This is a genomic window from Metapseudomonas boanensis (assembly GCF_042232855.1).
In the GTDB taxonomy this organism is placed as follows: Bacteria; Pseudomonadota; Gammaproteobacteria; order Pseudomonadales; family Pseudomonadaceae; genus Metapseudomonas; species Metapseudomonas boanensis.
Map to the genome: position 1 here is coordinate 4,023,160 of NZ_CP113889.1, position 14,833 is coordinate 4,037,992.

Genomic DNA, 14,833 nt, shown 5'->3' on the forward strand with positions numbered 1-14,833 from the left:
GGCTAGTGGTGAGGGAAGTTTCCGGCGGCGCGAGGCCCAGCCAAGGCACTCACGCAAACTTGCCAATCCGGTTTACAGCCGTCCCCCCGAATTTTCGCGAAGAACCAAAAAAAGCCCTGCGGCCGGAGCACCAGCCGCAGGGCGAGATGGCCGGCCGTGGAGAGCCGGACCGGGAGGAGAGGGTCAGGCCTGGGGCTGCCAGCCGCCGCCGAGGGCCTTGTAGATGGCAACGATGCCGCGATACAGCTCGACTTCCGCCTGGGCCTGGGCATCTTCAGCGGCCAGGCGCTCACGCTCCGCATCCAGCAGCACGAGGAAATCCACCGTGCCTTCGCGGTAACGGGTGGCGGCCTGCTCGGCGGCGGCGCGGGTGGCTTCTGACTGACGTACCAGAGACACCAGCCGCTGCTGGCGCTTGCCGTAGTCGCTGAAGGCGTTCTCCGATTCTTCCAGAGCCAGCAGTACCTGCTGCTCGTAGCTGGCCAGCGCGCCTTCGGCGTCGGCTTCGGCACCACGCAGGCGGGCGCGCACGCTACCGAGGTCGAAGGCCGCCCAGGAAATGGTTGGTGCTACGGCCCAGGCTCGCGCAGCAGATGAACCGATCTGCGAGCCACGCCCGGCCGTGAAGCCAAGGAATCCGGACAGGCTCACCCTTGGAAAGAGGTCGGCAGTGGCCACACCCACATCGGCCGTGGCCGCTGCCAGTTGGCGCTCGGCGGAGTGCACGTCGGGACGGCGGCGCAGCAGTTCGGCCGGGTCGCCGATGGGCAGAGCCTTGGCGATCACCGGCAGCGGACGCGGCGAGAGGTCCACACTCAATTGTTCCGGGCGTTGACCGAGGAGGGTGGCAATGCGGTGCTTGGCGCGTGCTTCCTCAGCTTGCAGCTGTGGCAGGCTGGCTTCGGTGGCAGCAAGGCGGCCGTCGGCGCGCAGCACGTCAAGCTCGCTGCCGACGCCGGCGTCGCGCAGCTGCTCGGTGAGGCCGCGGGATTCCTGCTGGTTCTTCAGGTTTTCGCGGGCGATCCGTTCGCGCAATTGGGCGCCGCGCAGGTTGCCGTAGGCGTCTACCAGCTCGGCGATCAGGCTGACCTGTAACTGTTGCAGTTCCGCCTCGGCGACGCCGATCTCGGCGTCGCTGGCTTCGATCTGACGCTGGATGCGGCCGAACAGGTCCAACTCCCAGGCCATGTCCAGGCCCAGGTCATAGCGCTCGGCATTCACCCGCTCCTCGGTGACTCCGGGCTGCTGGCCCTTGCCGATCTCGGCGCTGGCGCTGCTGGTGACCACCGGTAGCTGGTCGTTGCCGACGTCGTCACGGATAGCGCGGGCGGCTTTGAGGCGGGCGAAGGCCACACGCAGTTCGCGGTTTTCCTTGAGCGACTGTTGCACCAACTGGTTCAGGGTCGGGTCGTCGAACTGCTGCCACCAGAGGCTCTCGAAGCGGGCACGGTCGTAGTTTCCAGTATCCGCCGAGGCGAGCCGCGCGGGCGCGCTCTGCGGGGCTTTGTAGTCCGGGCCCACGGCGCAGGCGCTGAGTGCCAGGGCCAGCAGGGCGGGGGCGAAGGCCTTGTTCATCATGCGTGTACATCCTTCAATTGCTGGGCCTTCGCGGCATTGCGTGCTTCGCGCTTCTCCACCATGCCGCGGATCAGGACATAGAACACCGGAGTCAGCAGCAGGCCGAAGAAGGTCACGCCGATCATCCCGGAGAACACTGCCACGCCCATGGCATGGCGCATTTCCGCACCAGCACCGGAGGAGTAGACCAGCGGCACCACGCCCATGATGAAGGCGATGGAAGTCATCAGGATCGGCCGTAGACGCAGGCGGCAGGCTTCCAGCACCGCCGAGACACGATCCAGGCCTTCTTCCTGCTTCTCCTTGGCAAATTCGACGATGAGGATGGCGTTCTTGCATGCCAGGCCCACCAGAACGATCAGGCCGATCTGGGTGAAAATGTTGTTGTCGCTGCCCGCCAGGATCACACCGGTGATGGCCGAGAGCAGAGTCATCGGCACGATCAGGATCACCGCCAGCGGCAGGCTCCAGCTTTCGTACTGGGCGGCCAGTACCAGGAAGGCCAGCAGCACGCACAGCGGGAAGACGAAGATTGCGGTGTTGCCGGCGAGAATCTGCTGGTAGGTCAGCTCGGTCCACTCGTAGGTCATGCCGTTTGGCAGCTCCTCCTTCAGCAGGCGCTCCATGGCGGCTTCGGCCTGGCCGGAGCTATAGCCCGGTGCGGCGGCGCCGTTGATTTCGGCAGTGATGAAGCCGTTGTAGTGCATTACCCGGTCGGGGCCGGAGCTGTTGCTGACCTTGACGAAGGTCGACAGCGGCACCATCTCGCCACGGTTGTTGCGCACCTTGAGCTGACCGATCTGCTCGGGGTCGAGGCGGAACTGCTGGTCGGCCTGGACGTTCACCTGATAGGTGCGGCCAAAGCGGTTGAAGTCGTTGGCATAGAGCGAACCCAGGTAGACCTGCATGGTGTCGAAGATGTCGCTGATCGCCACACCATGGGTCTTGGCCTTCTCGCGGTCGATATCGGCATCGATCTGCGGCACGTTTATCTGGTAGCTGGAGAACAGGCCGGCCAGTTCCGGCACATTCCGGCTCTGGGCAATGACGTTCTGTACCTGCTTGAACAGCTCCTCGTAGCCCAGGTCCCCACGGACCTCCACCTGCACGCGGAAGCCGCCGATGGTGCCAAGGCCCATCACAGGCGGCGGCGGGAAGATGGCAATGTAGGCATCCTGGATATCGGCAAACTTCGCGTTCAATGCCGCCGCAATGGCCGCGGCGGACTGGCTCGGATCCGTACGCTCATCGAAGGGTTTCAGCGGGGTGAACACGATCCCGCTGTTCGGGCTGTTGGTGAATCCGTTGATCGACAGGCCCGGGAAGGCTACCGAGTCAGCCACGCCGGGTTGTTCCAGTGCGATGGCGGACATCTTCTTGATGACTTCTTCGGTGCGGTCGAGGCTGGCAGCGTCCGGCAACTGGGCAAAGGCCACCAGGTACTGCTTGTCCTGTTGCGGTACGAAACCGCCCGGGGTGGTGGAGAAGCCCAGATAGGTCAGGCCCATCAGCCCGGCATAGACAAACAGCGCGACGGAGCTGCCACGCAGCACGCGTTTCACCGTACCGACGTAGCCATGGCTACCTCGATCGAACAGCCGGTTGAACGGACGGAACAGCCAGCCGCCGAGCAACTTGTCGAGCAGGCGCGAGAAGCGGTCCTTCGGCGCGTGGTGGTCTTTCAGCAGCACGGCGGCCAGGGCCGGCGACAGGGTCAGCGAGTTGAACGCCGAGATAATGGTGGAGATCGCGATGGTCAGCGCGAACTGCTGGTAGAACTGCCCGGTAAGGCCGGAAATGAAGGCGGTCGGCACAAACACGGCGCAGAGCACCAGGGCGGTCGCGATGATCGGCCCGGTCACCTCCTTCATGGCCTGCTTGGTGGCTTCCACCGGCGACTTGCCGAGACCGATGTTCCGCTCGACGTTCTCCACGACCACGATGGCGTCGTCCACCACGATGCCGATAGCCAGCACCAGGCCGAACAGCGACAGCGCGTTGAGTGAGAAACCGAACATGTGCATCACCGCGAAGGTGCCAATCAGCGAAACCGGCACGGCGGCCAGCGGGATGATCGAAGCCCGCCAGGTCTGCAGGAACAGGATCACTACCAGTACCACGAGCACGATGGCTTCGAGCAGGGTGTGTACCACCGCCTCGATGGAACCGCGCACGAAGATGGTCGGGTCATAGACGATCTGATAGTCGACGCCCTCGGGGAAGCCTTTCTTCAGCTCCTCCATGCGATTGCGCACCTTGTCGGAGATGTCGATGGCGTTGGAGCCCGGCAGCTGGAAGATCGGAATGGCCACGGCCGGCTGGTTGTTCAGCAGGGAGCGCAGGGCGTACTGGCTGGAACCCAGTTCGATGCGGGCGATGTCCTTCAGGCGGGTGATTTCACCGTCTTCGCCGGCACGGATGATGATGTTCTCGAACTCTTCCTCGGTGACCAGGCGGCCCTGAGTATTGATCGACAGCTGGAAATCCGTGGCGCCGGGTGCGGGAGGAGCACCGAGGGAGCCGGCGGCGACCTGGCGATTCTGTTCGCGGATGGCGGTGACCACGTCGGTCGCGGTGAGGTTGCGCGAGGCAACCTTGTTCGGGTCGAGCCATACGCGCAGGGAATAGTTGCCCATGCCGAACAGCTGCACGTCGCCCACGCCGTCCAGTCGCGCCAGCTCGTCCTTGACGTTGAGGACGGCATAGTTGGACAGGTAGAGCATGTCGTAGCGCTTATCCGGCGAGGTCAGGTGAACCACCATGGTCAGGGTGGGCGAGGCCTTGTCGACGGTCACACCGAGCCGCTGCACTTCAGTCGGCAGGGTGGGCATGGTCCGGGTGACGCGGTTCTGCACCTGCACCTGGGCCGTGTCCAGGTTGGTGCCGAGAGCGAAGGTGATGGTCAGCGTCATCTTGCCGTCGGCGGTGGCCTGGGAGGACATGTAGAGCATGTTCTCTACGCCGGTGATGGCCTGCTCCAAGGGCGCAGCAACGGTCTCACCGATCACCTTGGGGTTGGCTCCGGGGAAGTTGGCGCGGACCACCACGGTGGGCGGCACCACTTCCGGGTACTCGCTGATCGGCAGCTGGAACAGCGAGATGGCCCCGCCGATCAGGATGATCAGCGAGAGCACGGCGGCGAAGATCGGCCGCTGGATGAAGAATTGCGAGAAGTTCATCGATCTGGCCTCTTAACCGCGCGATGCCGGGATCGGCTGCGCATTCTTGACGGCGACTTGCGGTGCCTTGTGCCCGGCCACAGCTTCACGCTGGCGCGCCAAGGCCGCCAGGGTGTCTGCGTCGGCCATCGGCACGCCCTGCGGTTCCACTGGCATGCCGGGGCGGGCGCGCTGCAGGCCGTTGACCACGATCTTCTCGCCCTTGGCCAGGCCGTTGCGGACGATGCGCAGGCCTTCCAGCTTCGGGCCGAGCTCGATGGCGCGGTAGGCAACCTTGTTGTCATTGCCCAGCACCAGCACGAACTTCTTGCCGAGGTCGGTGCCGACGGCCACGTCCTTGATCAGAGTGGCGGAGTAAGTTTCGCTGCCCACCAGTTTGAGGCGCGCATAGAGGCCGGGGGTGAAACGGCCATCCCGGTTGTCGAACACGGCACGGCCACGGATGGTGCCGGTGCGCGGGTTGACCTGGTTGTCGAGGAAGTCCAGCTGGCCCAGGTGCGGGTTGCCATCCTCGCTGGACAGGCCCATGTACACCGGGCTGGCGGCGCGAGTGTCGGCACCGGCCTTGCGGGCCAGTTCAACGTACTTGAGGAAGGTGCGCTCGTCGGCATCGAAATAGGCGTAGACCTTATCGGTGGAGACCACCGAGGTCAGCAGCGATTGGCCGGCGTTGACGAGGTTGCCCTCGGTGATCTCGGCGCGGCTGACACGGCCGTCGATGGGCGCGGTGACGCGGGTGAAGCTGAGGTTGAGCCTAGCGTTGTCCAGTTGGGCCTGGATGGCGGCGACGGCGGCCTGGGCTTCCTGCGCGGCGCTGGCGCGGGCATCGGCCAGTTCGGCGGAGATGGCGTTGCTCTGGCGCAGGCGCTCGCCGCGACGGGCTTCGTTGACGGCGCGGGTCTGCCCGGCGCGGGCTTGTTGCAGCTGGGCTTCCAGTCGCTTGACCTCGGCCTCGAAGGGGCGAGGGTCGATCTGGAACAGCAGGTCGCCCTTCTTCACCAGACTGCCTTCATCGAAGGCGACGCGGTCAATGTAGCCGGACACGCGCGGGCGTATCTCGACGGATTCCGGCGCCTCCAGGCGGCCGGTGAACTCGTCCCATTCGTTGAGCGGCTGTTCGATCACTTCGGCAACGCTGACCTTGGGGGCCGCGGTCGAAAGGTTGGCTTCCGGTGCCTTGCCGCACGCCACCAGCACCACCGCCGCCGCCAGGGTCAGGGGGTAACGCCAGAATTTATTGTGTGATGCTTCCATGAGACAGCTCCGCCAATTGCTTTTCTGAATGGGCGGAGTCTGCGGCGGGGCTCTACATGAGACGAATCGAACGGCCTAAAGGTGAATATCATCAGGAGTGATGTAAGCGATATTGGCCGAGCTGAAGTAATGGCTGGTCAGCACAGGAGGCTGGGCCCATGCTTTTGCGTGGGTAAACGAGGATGTTGACGATATGCAACGAATTTCCCGGTTTGGTGTGGTGGAAGGCCTGGATGCCGAGCGACGCCTGCTCGATCAGGTCCAGCGTGGGGAAGTGGGCTGCGGGTTGCTGTTCTGGCGGCCGGTCGAAGTCGCGCTGGTGATGCCACAGCGGATGAGCCGGCATGCAGGGTTCGACGAGGCCCAGGCGCGCTGTGCGGCATTGGGCTGGCCGGTTGCACTGCGTGACACGGGAGGCGAACCGGTCCCGCAGTCGCCCGCCGTGCTGAACGTGGCACTCGCCTATGCGCTGCCACCGAGGGAAGCCGAGCTTACGCGAATCGAAAGGGCGTACCTGCGGCTGTGCCAGCCGATGCTGGACTGGCTGACTCAACTGGGGCTGGATGCCGGGTTGGGGGAGGTGGATGGTGCCTTCTGCGACGGCCGATACAACGTCAACATCGAACAGCGCAAGCTGGTCGGTACCGCCCAACGCTGGCGCCGCCGACGTGAGGACGGCTGCCACGTGGTGCTGGCCCACGGTGCCGTGCTGATGGAGAACCAGCGCGAGTCGATGGTAGGCGTGGTGAATGCTTTTTACGAGACGTGCGGCCTGCCAGACCGCTGCCGTGCCACGAGTCATATCGCGCTGGATGAGCGGATTGCCGATACTTGGACAGTGGTCGACAGGCTGTGGGATGGCTATCGAGTGGCGTTGGCCGAAGCGGGGCTGGCGCTGGAATGAGGGGTGCGAGCCCCAGGCTCGAAAGTTTCGAGAATGCGCTTGACTATAAAATGAGAAGCATTATTATTTGCATCACTGGCTTCGCGGCCAGCTGGATAAACTGACAGGCCCAGTTTGGACTCATCAGATTATCTCCTCATCAGGCTAATCACGGTTTTTGACCCGGCTACGCGCCGGGTCTTTTTTTTTTTTTGTGCGCCCGGTTGTTTTGTGGGGCATGGCGCGGATGCATCACTTTCCCTTAGCTGAGAGGGCTGAGGAGGTGTTTGGACACCGCGCAGGGCTTGGCTTCCCTCATCCGAACGCAGCCCGCCCCGACCCCTCTCTTTAGGGGCGAGGGGAGAAAGCGGATGACCGGCCGTCTGCGCGGACCTGCTCCCTCTCCCTCTGGGAGAGGGCTGGGGTGAGGGAAGTTGGACGGAACTGCGGTCTTTCATCTGCAGGGCTGAGCCAGTCCCCGCAGGTGAACGTGAACAGCGACACCCACCCGATATCCCAAGGCGCATTACCCGATCAATGCCCCTTGGCCTTCCGGATGCGCAAGAAGATGCCGCCGAGGATCAGCGCGGCCACCGGCGCCAGGACGAGCATGGCGGTCCTGGCCGAAATGTCCACGCCAACGCCATGCAGGCCTTCATAGAACAGCTTGAACAGGCTCAGAAGGTAATAGCTGATGGCGATGATCGAGAGGCCCTCGACCGCTTTCTGGATCTTGATCTGTGTATCGGCGCGCGCATTCAGGCTGCGGAGGATCTCCGAGTTCTGCTCCTCCACTTCCACCTGCACCCGCGCCTGCAGCAGGTCGCCCAGGTTGGCCACGCTCTGGCTTAGCCGCACGAGGCGCTGGTCGGTGGCGGCGCAATAACGCACGGTGGGCTTGAAGCGCCGCTCGATGAATACCCCCAGCCGCTGGCAGTCGCCGACATGGGCTTCGCGCAGCTCGGTAATCCGCTCGAACACGATCTGCGAATAGGCCTCGGTGGCGCTGAAACGTTTACGAGTACGCGCTGTGCTGCGGACGATGCGCGCGGAGAGCGAGGCGATGTCGGCAGACAGCGCCTTGGCGCTGCTGGTACCTTCGGCGTTGCGGTCGGAGAGGGCCGCCAGCTCCTTGTCGTATTCCTTGAGCTGCAGGCTCACGGCTTGGGCCACCGGCAGCGTCAGCGAGGCCATCATTCGGTAGGTCTCGATTTCCAGCAGCCGGCGGATCATTCGTCCCAGGCGATACGCATTGAGCCGGCGGTTGACCAGCAGGATGCGGTTGATGCCGTCCTCGGTCAGGCGGAAGTCGGACCAGGCGATGGCATCGCCGCCACCCAACGTCGAACCGGACGGATCCTTGAAGCCGTAGTGGGCGTGATCGCCGGTCCAGTCCTGCTCGGATTCCACCAGCACCTGGTCGGCGTTGATCAGCAGGTGCCTGTGGTCGGCGACCAACTGGCCGAGTGCTTCTGGCAGGGGTGGCCAGGGTTCGTCGCCAGAAGCCTTGGGCACCACCAAGGTGAGGGTGAAGAACTCGGTGTGGCGTTCCCATTTCAGGGTGTTTTCGCCGAGGCGGAGCAGGCCTTGCGAACCATTGCTGGCGAGTGAGGCGTCGGCGGCCTGATTCAGTCGGTCGACCAGGGCATCGCAGACGTCATCGGCATCGGCGAAGGCAAAATGATAGACATGCGCCGGATCACGAAAGTAGATCGACGGCCGCGAATGCAGTTCGTTGTGCAGGGCTTTGCGAAGTGGGTGCATGAAAACTTCTGCAGGCTGGGAGGTTGTTTTTCTGGATGACGCAAACTCCCGGGTAGGCAGTCACAGGTTCCGACCGATTTCGCGGTGGTGTGCCGCCGGCCAGTTGGGGCGGGTAGCCCCTCAGGCCGACGGCGACGGGATTGGCAGACGGGCTGCCGGTGAGACGCGCCCATGTCTTGTGAACTTCAGGCGCGGAACTGCTTCATCAGGTCTTGCTGATGGTTGGCCAGCTCGTTGAGGCGGTGACTGACCTCGGCCGACCGTCCGGCCTGGCCGGAAAGCGACTCGGTCACATCGCGGATCGCCTCGACGTTTCGGTTGATTTCTTCTGCGACGCTGCTTTGCTCTTCCGCGGCACTGGCAATTTGCAGATTCATCTCGGTAATCAGATTGACGGCCTCGCCAATGCGCTGCAGCGCGTCCACGGCCTGCTGCACTTGGACGACGTTTTCCTGGGCCAGACCATGGCTGCTGTGCATGGCGTGGCTCACATCCTGGGTGCCGGATTGGAGGTCGTCGATGACCTGGCGGATTTCCTCTACCGAGTCCTGGGTGCGCCGGGCCAAGCTGCGCACTTCGTCGGCCACCACGGCGAAACCACGACCGGCATCCCCGGCACGCGCCGCCTCGATGGCTGCATTGAGTGCCAGCAGGTTGGTCTGCCCGGCGATCGCGCAGATCACTTCCAGCACTGAGCCGATCTGTTCGCTGCTCTGGGCCAGCGCCTGGAGTTGCTGCATGGCCTGGTTCATGTCACGGGCCAGGGCCTGGATGGCCTCGGTGGTGCGGGTAATCACGCCCAGCCCCTCGCGGCTGGCCAGGTCGGCATTGCGGGCAGCATCGGCAGCTTGTGCAGCGCTTTGTGCCGAGGCGTTGGCGGTGGCGGACATCTCATGCAGGGCAGTGGCCACCTGGTCGATTTCACGGAACTGCTGCTGCATGCCTTCGCTGGTCTGCTGTGCAATGAGCGCGGACTGATCGGCGGTTTGCCGGGCATCGCGCACGGTGCCCTGGACCTTGGCAATGACCGGTTGCAGCTTGTCCAGAAAGCGATTGAAGGCGAGGGCGAGCCGGCCCAGTTCGTCGCAGCGCGGATAATCCAGGCGTCGGGTCAGGTCGCCTTCGCCCTCGGCGATGTCCTCTAGCATGGCCGCCAGGCGCAGCACCGGGCGGGTGACGCCGCGTGCCGCCAGCCAGATCAGGGCGATTCCGAGCAATGCAGCCAGCAAGCCAAGGGTGAACTCCAGAGCCGAGTTTTGCAGGTGCTCGTGGTCCAGTTGATCCTTCAGTTTCTGAGCCGGCGCGAGCAATACCTGCTGCGGCACCCTCAGCAGCACACTCCAGGGCTTGGCGCCGTCGATGGGCTCCAGCGGCTCGAGCACGCTGATCTGGGTTGGATCATCGAAGCTGTGGGGCTCGGAGCGGCTCTGGTAGTCGAGCAGCGTGGTAGCCTGCTCCGGCAGCAGTTCCCGGAGGCGTTTTCCCAGCTGGGTCGCATCCTCGCTGTTGGCGGCGATGACTCCGGATGGGCTGATGATACTGACGTGACCGTTGCCCTCGAAGAGTTCCCGGCTGCTGGCCAGACTGCTTTGCTGAAGGCTGTCGAGGCTGATGTCCAGACCGATCACGGCGATGGTGCGGTCGTTCTCCAGCAACGGAAAGGCCACGCTGGTGACCAGCTTCGGGGTTCCCGACGATGCATCGAAGTAGGGTTCCAGGACGCAAATCTGAAGACTGTCCCGAGGGCAGGTGAAGAACGCGTTGAAGGGGGCGCCGCTGGGGCCAGGCGAGGTGTCGGCCAGCAGCTTCTCATCGCCGGGCACGGCCTGTAGTTCGCCGGGGTTGGCTTGCAACCAATAGAGGGCGAAGCGCCCCGCGTCATTGCTGCCGACGTCACCTCGGCCACGAAAGTCGGCATCCCGGCCGTCCAGGGCGTTGGGTTCGAAGATCAGGAACAGGCCCAATAATTCGGACCGTTGCTGCACGGCTTGGCGCAGGGCTTCGGTCAGGGCTTCGCGCAGCGCCTGGGAGCTGATCTCGCCTTTGGCGGCCCGTTCGCGCAGGTAGAGCAGGTGCCGCGCCAGGCCAACGCCATAGTCGTGGGTGCGGTTGAAGGTGCGCTGTATCTGTAGCGCCTGCACCTTGCCCTGGGCCTGGAGGTTGAGGCGGGCGGCCTCGGCCAGCATGGCGCTGCTGGAGTCCTTGACCCGTTCCGTGCTGGCGCGGGTCTGGTACAGCGAAAGCGCTACCAGCAGGGCTACGACCAGGGTCAGGCAGAGGCTGGCGAGCAGGGTGATCTTGCTTTGGATGCTGAGGATGCTATTGGGCATGCGGGGCGGGCCGAGTTCAAAAGGCCGGGGCGCTGCCGCCCCGGAGATGCTCAGAAAGTGGTGAAGAACACCAATTGGCTGTAGAGGTTGCGGTCGTCGTTACCCAGCTGGGTGCCGCCTTCGGCCGCGCTCTTGTCCGGCTGGTAGAGGCCGACCAAAGGCATGACCACCAGGCTCTCGCTCACGGCCCATTCCGCATAAAGGTCCAGTTCGCGGCCGTCGAAGTTGCCGAGGTCAGTATCCAGGGTGTTGAAGTCGAACCACAGGGCGCCCACGCTCAGGTTTTCCAGCGGGCTGGCCTTCAGGGCGACGTGGTGGACTGCAGTGTTGCTGTTGAAGGGACCGGCGTAGTTGCCGGCAACCTCACCCTGGAACCAGGTGCCGAAGCCGCGGCTGAGGCCAAAGAACAGTGGATCGAAGGCTTCCGAGAAGCGGCTGTAGCGGTAGCTGGCGCTGGGGTTCCAGGGGGTGTCGGCAAAGGTCCAGCCGGCTTCCAGGTACCAGGCGTCTTCGTTGCCGCTTTGCTTCTTGTCCTGCCAGGCGTATTCGCCGGAGAGGAACAGGTTTTCCACGCCGGCATTGCCCTGGCCACGCAGGCTGTAGGTTTTCAGTCCGGCGCGCTCGGCCTGGAAGGGCGAAGCGTATTGTTCGTCGATGTCACGGATGTCGATGGCGGTGAGGCCGATCGTGCCGGCGTCCGCTACATGTTCCAGGGTGCCGACGAGCATTTCCGGCTTGGCCTGGGCGCGGTTGTCGGACTTCAACCACATCAGGTCGCTGCGCCAGCCGGTCTGGCCTCCAAGGCGCAGGACGGCGGTCTGGTCGAAGTTCTTGCGGGCGGCCAGGTAATAAGCGCCGCCGCGGTCGAACTCGCCATCGGCCAAGCCTTCTCCCAGGTTCAGCGCATCGCCATTGATCAGGAAACCGTCGCCGACAACGATCATCTGGCGGCCGAAGGAGAGGTCCACGCCGTCTTCGCCCAGCGCTTCGAACAGCTTGCCGGAGCGCCAGCCGAGGTAGGCATCTTCGATCTTGGTAGTGCGCTCGGAACCATCAGTGAAACCTGCGGCATCACCATCGCCCCAGGTGCCGGAGCTGAGCAGACCAAAGGCGCCATAACCGGTGCCGGCCCCACTCAGCCCCTGGTCGAAGCTCAGGCCGTACTTGGCGTAACCCTCGCGCCAGGACGAAGAGCCTTCGTCCTTGGTGCCTGTGATGGCGTAATTCTCCTGGCTGTGGAAGAGGCCGAACATGGCCTCCAGGTTGGCGTTCAGGTGGGTGTCGTCATCGGCGTACAGCTCGTAGGCGCCGACCTGCGCGGTGGCGCCAATGAGCAGAGCAAGGGTTGAAAGACGAAACAGGGGGGACCGGACCATGCGTAGCTTCCTTCTTGTAGGTATTGGTAGGGGAGCGTTTCTGGACCGGGATACTAAGGAGTTGGTAGTCACTGGCCTTGTGCCTGCTTGCCAAGCGTTTGACGCTGCGTGCCAGATTCCATCCGGGCTGTGGGGCGTAGGCTCGGCTGAGTCCTGCGAAGTCCGGCGTCTTTGCTGTGTCTGCACGGACCCTTCCTCTCCTTTTCAGGGAGAGGGTTGGGGAGGCTGGCTGCGGAAGTCTGAGCGGATTCTAAGTTGGGCCGGGCATTCCGCACCCCCGGCCCCTCTCCCGGAGGGAGAGGGGAGTAAAAGTCAAAAAAAACCGGCCCATGGGGCCGGTCGAACATTCACGCTGCAAGTTCGGTCAGGCTTGTTCCGGGCGCTTCAGCACCAAGGTGAGGATGTCGTAGCTGGCCACCAGTTCGCCGTTCTGGTTGGTGACTTCCACGTCCCAGGCCACCACACCTTGCGGTTCGCCTTTGGGGCTCTTCTTGCCCTGGTCGATCTTGCGCTTGCAGGTCAGGCGCGCCTGGATGGTGTCGCCGATGCCGACCGGGTTGATGAAACGCAGGGTGTCCAGGCCGTAGTTGGCCAGCACCGGGCCGGGTGCCGGGGAGACGAACAGGCCGGCGGCTGCCGAGAGCACGAAGTAGCCGTGGGCGATACGCTTGCCGAACTGGGATTCCTTGGCAGCGATTTCGTCGAAGTGCATGTAGAAGTGGTCGCCCGAGAGGCAGCCGAAGTTCACCAGGTCGGCTTCGGTGACGGTGCGGCGGTGGGTCAGCAGGGACTCGCCGATCTGCAGCTCGTCGAAGTAGCGGCGGAACGGGTGAACCTCGGTTTCGATCACCTTGGCTCCGCGCACGTATTCGCGGGTGACAGCGGCCAGCATGGTGGGCGAGCCTTGCACCGCGGCGCGTTGCAGGTAGTGCTTGACGGCACGCAGGCCACCCAGCTCCTCACCACCACCGGCGCGGCCCGGGCCGCCGTGCTTGAGCACCGGCAGCGGCGAACCGTGGCCGGTGGACTCGGCGGCGGATTCGCGGTCGAGGATGTGCAGGCGACCGTGCAGGGCAGCGGCTTGCGGCACCACCTTGGCGGCTACCAGTGGGTCTTTGGTCACCAGGCTGGCGACCAGGCTGCCCTTGCCGCGTGCGGCCAGGGCTATGGCTTCGTCGAGGTCGTCATAGGCCATCAGGGTGCTGACCGGGCCAAAGGCCTCGATGTCATGGGCGCCGCCTTCAGCGTGCGGATCGCGGGCCAGCAGCAGGGTGGGGGCGAAGAAAGCGCCTTCATTTACACCTTCGCCACGCGGGGCGAAGCCGTCGCGGGCGCCGAACAGCAGGTCGCTGCTGGCCAGCAGGGCGTCCAGACGCTCGGCTACGTCGGCTTGCTGGGCGTGGGATGCCAAGGCGCCCATGCGTACGCCTTCCACGGCCGGGTCACCGATCACCACCTGGCTCAGGCGCTCGCGCAGTTTGCTGGCAACGGCGTCGATATGTTTGGCGGGGACGATGGCACGGCGGATGGCGGTACATTTCTGCCCGGCCTTGACCGTCATCTCACGAGCGACTTCCTTGACGAAGAGGTCGAACTCCGGATCATCCGGGGTGATCTCCGGAGCGAGGATGGCGCAGTTCAGCGAATCCGCCTCGGCGTTGAAGGGGATGGAGTTGCGCACCAGGTTGGCGTTTACGCGCAGCTTGGCGGCGGTGTCTGCGGAGCCGGTGAAGGTCACCACGTCCTGGCCTTGCAGGCGGTCGAGCAGGTCACCGGTGCCGCCGATGATCAGCTGCAGGCTGCCCTCGGGCAGCAGGCCAGAGGCATGCATCAGGCGTACGGCGGCTTCGGTGAGGTAGCTGGTGGCGGTGGCCGGTTTGATGATGCAGGGCATGCCGGCGAGGAAGCTCGGCGCGAACTTCTCCAGCATGCCCCAGATCGGGAAGTTGAAGGCGTTGATGTGCACGGCCAGGCCGCCGCGCGGCACCAGGATGTGGGTGCCGGCGAAATGGCCTTGCTTGCCCAGCGGCATGGCCGGGCCTTCATGGACGATGTTGCCCGAGGGCAGCTCGCGGGTACCGACCCCGGCATAGGCAAACAGGGTGCCGGAACCCCCTTCTATGTCGATCCAGCTGTCGGCGCGGGTGGCCCCGCTGTGGCGCGACAAGGTGTAGAGCTGTTCCTTGTGCTCATTGAGGTACAAGGCCAGGGCCTTGAGCCGCGCGGCACGTTGTTGGAAGTCCATGGCCATCAGACTGGCGATGCCACGCTTGCGGCCATGCTCGATGGCCTCACTGAAGTCCAGGGCTTCCTCGTGGGTGCGGGCGATGGCCTGGCCGTCGATGGCGCTGCGCAGGGCCTGGGCGCCGTGTTGGCCGATCCAGCGGCCGCCGATGAAGCTTTGCAGTGTGGGGGCGTGACTCATCACGGGTCCTCCGGGGGAGTGGTAGAGGCCGGCGCCAGATGGCA

General features: G+C 64.4%; 8 protein-coding genes and 1 pseudogene. 1 reads left to right on the top strand and 8 read right to left on the bottom strand.

What is annotated here, in order from left to right; all coding sequences use genetic code 11:
- Nucleotides 1–183: 183 nt before the first annotated feature.
- Genes OXH74_RS18845 through mexE form a run of 3 tightly spaced genes read right to left on the bottom strand, consistent with a single transcriptional unit; the run spans nt 184 to nt 6,011 of the window.
- Nucleotides 184–1,578 (bottom strand): efflux transporter outer membrane subunit, encoded by a 1,395-nt coding sequence (locus OXH74_RS18845; RefSeq protein ID WP_375738323.1) that lies wholly within the window; start codon nt 1,576–1,578, stop codon nt 184–186.
- Entirely contained in the window at nt 1,575–4,757 is a 3,183-nt protein-coding gene (locus OXH74_RS18850; protein ID WP_375738324.1) for an efflux RND transporter permease subunit, read from the bottom strand. The genes OXH74_RS18845 and OXH74_RS18850 overlap by 4 nt, the downstream gene beginning before the upstream one ends.
- 12 nt (nt 4,758–4,769) lie before the next feature.
- Entirely contained in the window at nt 4,770–6,011 is a 1,242-nt protein-coding gene (gene mexE / locus OXH74_RS18855) for a multidrug efflux RND transporter periplasmic adaptor subunit MexE (protein ID WP_375738325.1), read from the bottom strand.
- A gap of 193 nt (nt 6,012–6,204) precedes the next feature.
- Here mexE and OXH74_RS18860 point away from each other — a divergent pair, with 193 nt between their 5' ends.
- Entirely contained in the window at nt 6,205–6,915 is a 711-nt protein-coding gene (locus OXH74_RS18860) for a biotin/lipoate A/B protein ligase family protein (RefSeq protein ID WP_375738326.1), read from the top strand.
- A 513-nt stretch (nt 6,916–7,428) separates the two neighbouring features.
- On the opposite strand, the gene OXH74_RS18865 is transcribed toward OXH74_RS18860, so the two are convergent.
- The 5 genes and pseudogenes from OXH74_RS18865 to paaZ form a co-directional block, all read right to left on the bottom strand.
- A complete protein-coding gene (locus tag OXH74_RS18865; RefSeq protein ID WP_375738327.1) occupies nt 7,429–8,658 on the bottom strand; it encodes a DUF3422 domain-containing protein in 1,230 nt (409 codons plus the stop codon).
- Between the two features lie 185 nt (nt 8,659–8,843).
- Entirely contained in the window at nt 8,844–9,599 is a 756-nt protein-coding gene (locus OXH74_RS18870) for a methyl-accepting chemotaxis protein (RefSeq protein WP_375741646.1), read from the bottom strand.
- Between the two features lie 102 nt (nt 9,600–9,701).
- Nucleotides 9,702–10,988: pseudogene (locus OXH74_RS18875) on the bottom strand (HAMP domain-containing protein); the annotation flags it as partial.
- Nucleotides 10,989–11,038: 50 nt separating this feature from the next.
- Nucleotides 11,039–12,364 (bottom strand): hypothetical protein, encoded by a 1,326-nt coding sequence (locus tag OXH74_RS18880; protein WP_375738328.1) that lies wholly within the window; start codon nt 12,362–12,364, stop codon nt 11,039–11,041.
- 364 nt (nt 12,365–12,728) lie between these two features.
- A complete protein-coding gene (gene paaZ, locus OXH74_RS18885; protein WP_375738329.1) occupies nt 12,729–14,789 on the bottom strand; it encodes a phenylacetic acid degradation bifunctional protein PaaZ in 2,061 nt (686 codons plus the stop codon).
- Nucleotides 14,790–14,833 lie beyond the last annotated feature (44 nt).

Coding starts and splice junctions, on each gene's coding strand:
- OXH74_RS18860 (WP_375738326.1), top strand. CDS start 6,205: ATGCAACGAATTTCCCGGTTTGGTGTGGTGGAAGGCCTGGATGCCGAG.
- mexE (WP_375738325.1), bottom strand. CDS start 6,011: ATGGAAGCATCACACAATAAATTCTGGCGTTACCCCCTGACCCTGGCG.
- OXH74_RS18850 (WP_375738324.1), bottom strand. CDS start 4,757: ATGAACTTCTCGCAATTCTTCATCCAGCGGCCGATCTTCGCCGCCGTG.
- OXH74_RS18865 (WP_375738327.1), bottom strand. CDS start 8,658: ATGCACCCACTTCGCAAAGCCCTGCACAACGAACTGCATTCGCGGCCG.
- OXH74_RS18870 (WP_375741646.1), bottom strand. CDS start 9,599: ATGCAGCAGCAGTTCCGTGAAATCGACCAGGTGGCCACTGCCCTGCAT.
- paaZ (WP_375738329.1), bottom strand. CDS start 14,789: ATGAGTCACGCCCCCACACTGCAAAGCTTCATCGGCGGCCGCTGGATC.
- OXH74_RS18845 (WP_375738323.1), bottom strand. CDS start 1,578: ATGATGAACAAGGCCTTCGCCCCCGCCCTGCTGGCCCTGGCACTCAGC.
- OXH74_RS18880 (WP_375738328.1), bottom strand. CDS start 12,364: ATGGTCCGGTCCCCCCTGTTTCGTCTTTCAACCCTTGCTCTGCTCATT.